Source organism: Rudaea sp. (assembly GCF_036383415.1).
Lineage (GTDB): Bacteria > Pseudomonadota > Gammaproteobacteria > Xanthomonadales > Rhodanobacteraceae > Rudaea.
On record NZ_DASVOK010000426.1, the window covers coordinates 1 to 5,940 of the forward strand.

Sequence of the window (5,940 nt, forward strand, 5' to 3'; positions counted from 1 at the left end):
AGGGACTTCTTGATGGTCTTGCTCTGATCGGGGGCGGGCGGTGTGATCGAGATCGCCGTGGAATCGTCGTTGAAGTTGCGGGCGCCCAGCGAAACCTTCCAGTGCTCTCCGAGGGAGATCAGGTCAGAAACGTAAATGGCACGTGTGTCGTCGTTGTTGGTGTTGTTGGTGAGCGACGTCGCCGCTCCCGGCGGGATGGTATCGAACGCCGGCACCAGTCCATAAACCGGGTTGTAGATGTTTATGTTGAAACAATACTTGCCCGGGCAGGTGCTGTTGAAGAACTTGGTGCGATTGTTGTTGATCGAGAAACGCTCGCTGGTAACGCCGACCACGATCTTCTGCTCGATCGGCCCGGTTTCCAGCGGAATCGCCAGGTTGGTATCGAAGGTTTTGGTGTTGCGGGAGACTTCGAGGGCTCGCGCGCGGCGCTGCAACGTCACGTTGTCGGCCAAGATGGCGACGCTGCTGAAGTCCGTCTGATCGCTTGAATAGTCGGCGTAACGGAATGCCGCATTCCAGACCCAATTGTTGGTAAACGTATGGTTGAACTGGAACGTGGCGGTTTTGCCTTCTTCGACTCGGCCGGTGCTGGGTTCGCCATAGAACGTGTTGATCGGCGCGACGAGATTGATGTCGCGCTTGGGGGCGACAAGGTAGGTATCGATAAGACTCGAATCCTTGCGGTATTCGAGCTGTGCCAGGAGCTGGGTGGATTCGTCGATGTTCCAGGCCGCGCTCGGCGCGAGAAAACGCGAGCGGTCGTAGTTGAAATCGCGGTAATTGTGATTGTTGTTGAGCTCGCCGAGGAAACGGTAGTTGAACACGCCGTCCTTGTCGATGTGGCCCGCCGTATCGAAATCGAAGTGGTACGACTTGTCGTCACCGATTCCCAGGCTGTGGCCCAGGTATCCGCTGGTACTGAGGCCGAAAGCGTAGAGCGGATCGAACTGCGGTTTCTTCGTCACCATGTTGAGGAAGCCGCCCGGCTGGTTCTGGCCGTACAGCACGGACATCGCACCGCGCACGAGTTCGACGCGATCTAGGGCGACGGTGGGCGGCGAACTGAAACGTTCGGCCAGTCCCGGCAGTCCATCGACCAGAATCGAATTCATGTCGGTGCCCGAAGTCGCGAAGCCGCGCAAGGTCATGTCCATGCCGGTCTGACCGGACTGCTTCACGCCGGTCATGTGATTGAACACATCGGCGAGCGTGTAGGCCTCGAGCGACTTGATCAGCCCTTCGCTGTAGCTCTGCACGGAGAACGGCGTGTCCATGACGGCCACGTCCATCTTCATCGCGCTCTTGGCGTCCGCCTTGACGAATTTCTGCTCGACCGTGATCGTGTCGAAATCCTGGGTCTTCTTCTCGCTCGGCGCTTCCGCGGGCTGAGCGGATTCCTCGCTGTTGGCGGCTTCCTCTGCCACGGCGATGCCGTTGACGAGCAGCAACATGGAAATTGAATACGCAAGCGGTTTACGCGAAAGCATGTTCTTTCTCTCCCCAAAACATTCTGTTGGAATGATTCCCGGTCGTGACAGCTCCCTATGCAGCCAGACGCGGCGCCTTGATTCTTGTGTTTGACGGCCAAATTCGTCCCGGCCAACCCATGACGCACCGAAAGCGGACAAGCGCAATGCTCCGCGCTTTCCGCTGTACGACGAATCGGGAACGGAGTGCGTCCGGTCTTTCGTTTCCGGGGCCGAACGATCCCCGTTTCGAGTTGTCGGTGCCTGCCTTCTTCTGACGGACAGATTTGTATCGCAGCGCGGTTCGCGCCCCAATAACACATTCGTATTAGAGGAGGCCGGGCCTGTTGTTTTCAGGCGAAAACGCTTGCCCGGAGCGGGAGGGGATCGTTCGTTTTGCCGCTGTTCTCGGAGGTCTTCCGCTCGAAATACCGAGGGGCCGAGTGTTCGGGCATGCGGCGTCGCGACAAAGAAGCCGCTTATCTGCTCACGCGGGCTGTGCAGATGCAGGTCGCGAGTCCATGCGCGATCTCGAAGTCATCCTGTCGAACCACAGATAAAGCACCGGTGTGATGTACAGGGTGATGAACTGCGAGAACAGCAGGCCGCCGACGATGACGACGCCTAGCGGCTGGCGCAGTTCGGCGCCGGCACCGAGGCCGAGCGCGATCGGCAGCGCGCCGGCGAGTGCACACAACGTGGTCATCGTGATCGGGCGGAAGCGCAGCAGACAGGCCTGACGTATCGCCTGCTCGGGCGGCAGTCCCTGCGTGCGCTGCGCGTCGAGCGCGAAGTCGATCATCATGATCGCGTTCTTCTTGACCACGCCGATCAGCAGCAGCATGCCGATCATCGCAATGAAACTCAGCTCCATGCCGAGCAGGCGCAGCGCGAGCAGGCCGCCGACCGCGGCCGAAGGCAGGCCGAGCAGGATCGTCAGCGGGTGGATCCAGCTTTCGTAGAGCACGCCGAGCACGAGGTAGATCGCGGCGATCGCGATCGCGATGAGCCAGAGCTGGCTCGTGCGCGATTTCTCGAACAGGCCGGCCTGGCCGCCGAAGCTGCCGAAGATCGTCTGCGGCAGACCGATCGCGGTGCGTGCGGCAGTGATCGCGTCGGCGGCATCCGACAACGACTTGCCGCGTGCGAGTTCGAAGGAATAGGTGATCGCGGGCAATTGCGCCTTGTGTCCGACCATGGTCGTGCCGTTGCCGCGCTTGACCCGGGCGAAGGCATCGAGCGGAATCAGCGCGCCGTTGCTGCCGCGCACCTGGATGCGCGAAATGTCGGTTTCGTCGCGACGACTGTCGTCGGCCAGTTCCATGATGACCTGGTAGCTCGCCTGCGGCGCGTAGATCGTCGACACCTGGCGCGTGCCGAACGCGGCGTGCAGCGTCGTGCGCAGGCTGGCCATGTCGACACCGAGCTGGGCTGCCTTGTCGCGGTCTATGTCGAGTTGCGCCTCGAGGCCGTTGGTTTCGTAGTCGGTGTCGATCTGGGCGAACACCGGCGACTTAGACAGTTCGGCGAGCAGCTTCCTCGACCACGCATCAAGCTCCTCGCTGCCCACGGATTGCAGGATGTACTGGAACGCGCTGTCCGATGTGCTCGCGCCAACTTTCAGGTTCTGCACGGGGCTGTAGCTCACAGTGATGCCGGGCAGCCGCGCGGTCTGCGCGCGCAGGTGTTCGAGCACCTGCGGCATCGGCGGACGCTGGCCACGCGGTTTCAGATCTATGTTCATCGCCGTCGTGTCGTGGTCGACCTTGGACGCGACGGTGGCGATCGCCGGATCGGCGAGCAGGCCGGCCTGTATCTTGCGCAGCACGGCGAGACGGCCCTCGTAGGACATGTCTTCCGCAGTGCGAACCTTGACTGCGATCTGGCCGGTGTCTTCCTGCGGGAACAGGCCTTTGGGCGAGGCGACGTAGAGCGCGGCGGTCAACGCGATCGTGGTGGCGCCGACCAGCAGGACGACCTTGCGGTGGGTGAGAGCCAGTTCGAGCGTGCGGCGATAGAGTTCGAGCACGCGAGCGAAGCCGGCCTCGAACGCGCGGTTCCAGCCGCGTCCCTCGTCGTGCGCCGGGGCCTCCTTGATCAGCGCCGGCACAAGCACCGGGATCAGGGTCAGCGACACCGCCGCGGAGACGAGGATCGCCAGCGAGACGACGATCGCGAATTCGCGGAACAGCGCGCCGCTCAACTCGCGCGTGAGGAACAACGGAATGAACACGGCGACGAGCGAGATCGAGATCGACAGCACGGTAAAGCCGACCTCGCGCGAACCGCGCAACGCGGCTTCGCGCGGCGACAGGCCCTGTTCGATGTAGCGCATGATGTTCTCGAGCACGACGATCGCGTCGTCGACGACGAGGCCGACGGCGACGGTCAGGCCCATCAGCGAGATGTTGTCGAGGCTCAACCCTGCCCAGTACATGAGTCCGAACGTGGCGAACAGCGACAGCGGCAGGCTGATCGACGGGACCAGCGCGGCGGTCACGCGGCGCAGGAACAGCAGGATCACGAGGATGACGAGCGCAATCGTCAGCAGCAGGGTTATGTTGACATCGTGGATCGCATCGCGGATCGATTGCGAGCGGTCGCCGAGCAGGCGGATGTGCACCGAGTCGGGCAACTGCGCGCGCAGGCGCGGCATCAGCGCCCGGATCGCATCGATCGTCGCGACCACATTCGCACCGGGTTGGCGCTGGATCTGCAGCAGCACCGAGTTGTTGCCGTTGATCTCGCGCGTGTTCTGCGTGTTCTCGATGCTGTCGTAGACGCGGCCGAGGTCGGACAGGTGGATCGTCTGTCCGTTGCGCACGGCGATGGAGACGTCGGCGAAGTCGGCCGCCTTCATCAAGCCGCGCGGCATCTGCACGGCGAGCATCTGGCGCGGGTTGTCGAGCTGGCCGAGCGGGGTGATCGAGTTCGCCGTCTTCAGCGCGTTGTTGACGTCGATCAAGGTCAGATCGAGCGAGGCCATGCGTTCGGGATCGAGCTCGGCGCGCACGGCGTATCGCTTGCCGCCGCCGACGATGACCTGGGCGACACCGTTGACCGTCGACAGGGTAGGGGCGACGAGTACATCCACGTAAGCGGCGAGTTCGGTCAGCGGCATCGTCGGCGAATCGAGGCCGATCAGGATGATCGGCGCGTCGCCCGGATTGATCTTGCTGTAGCTCGGCGGCGTCGGCATCTCGGCGGGCAGCGAACGGCCGACGCGGAACAGCGCGGCCTGCACGTCGACCGCGGCCGAGTCGATGTCGCGGCCGAGATCGAATTCGAGCTGGATGTTGGTCTGGCCCTGGATGTTCTCCGACATCGAACCGACCAGTCCGGGGAGCGAGGAGAACTCTTTCTCCAGCGGCGTGGCGACCGAGATCGCCATGTTCTCCGGACTTCCTCCCGGCAGCTTGGCCGAGACTTCGATGACCGGCGATTCCACCTGCGGCAGCGCCGAGATCGGCAGGTTGAGCCAGCAGATCACGCCGGCGACGACGACCGCGAGCCACAACATCGTCGTCGCGATCGGACGGCTCAGCGCCAGCGCGGCGATGTTCATCGCACCGCTCCACTGGTCGCCGCGCTCGCGGCAGCCTCGCTGTCGACCGCCACGGTCATGCCGCTGCGCAGGCTGCGCGCGCCTTCGACGACGACGGTCTCGCCGCTGCGCAGACCGTCGATGACGGCGTTGTGATCCTGGATGCGCAGCAGGGTGACAGGCTGCGACACGACATGCTTGTTGGCGTCCACCTGGAACACGAAATTGCCGTCGGGCCCTTCAAGCACGGCCTGCGGCGGCAGCACGACCGCATTCTTCGTCGTGCCTGCGCTGAGCGCGACGCGCACGTAGGCACCGGGCCAGAGATGGCGATCGGCATTGGCGAAGCTCGCCTTGAGGCCGATCGTGCCGTTGCCGGTGTTGACGCGGTTGTCGATGAAGCTCAACTCGCCATTGCGCGTGGCTCCGTCGAGCTCGATGCCGACCTGGGTGTCGCCGGCGGCATGCGCGTCGCGCACCGCGGCGAGGTCGCGTTCGGGCAGGGTGAACTCGACCGCGATCGGATCGAATTGGACGATGCTCGCGAGCGGCGCCGCGTCGCCGACCTGGGCAAGGCTGCCTGGATGCACGACGACGGCGCCGGTCTTGCCTGCGATCGGCGCCACGATGCGCATGTAGCCGACGCGGACGCGCGCGCTTTCGACATCGGCCTGCGTGGCCTTGAATTGCGCCTGCAACGATTCCGCCTTGCTGCGCGCGGTGTCGACCACCGCCGCGGACATGAAGCCGGACTTGACCAGCTGCAACGTGCGGTTGAGATCGCGCGTCGCTTCGTCGAGCTGGGCGTGGATCTGGTTGGCCTGCGCCTCGGCGCGGCGCATCTGGGCGACGACGTCGCTCGCGTCGAGTTCGAACAGGAGCTGCCCCGGCTTCACCTCGTCGCCTTCGCGGAAATTCACCGTGCGG

Annotated in this window: 3 protein-coding genes; all 3 read right to left on the reverse strand. The window is 63.8% G+C overall.

All coding sequences use genetic code 11. The annotated features are described in order from the left end of the window. Positions 1–1,631 (reverse strand): TonB-dependent siderophore receptor (locus tag VF497_RS15525; RefSeq protein ID WP_330890351.1); only part of this gene is annotated, 1,631 nt, incomplete at its 3' end. 325 nt (positions 1,632–1,956) lie between these two features. Further along, positions 1,957–5,034 carry an efflux RND transporter permease subunit gene (locus VF497_RS15530; RefSeq protein ID WP_330890353.1) on the reverse strand — a complete coding sequence of 1,026 codons (3,078 nt, stop codon included), beginning with the start codon at positions 5,032–5,034 and terminating at the stop codon, positions 1,957–1,959. Next, positions 5,031–5,940 (reverse strand): efflux RND transporter periplasmic adaptor subunit (locus tag VF497_RS15535; protein WP_330890355.1); only part of this gene is annotated, 910 nt, incomplete at its 5' end. The genes VF497_RS15535 and VF497_RS15530, both read right to left, overlap by 4 nt.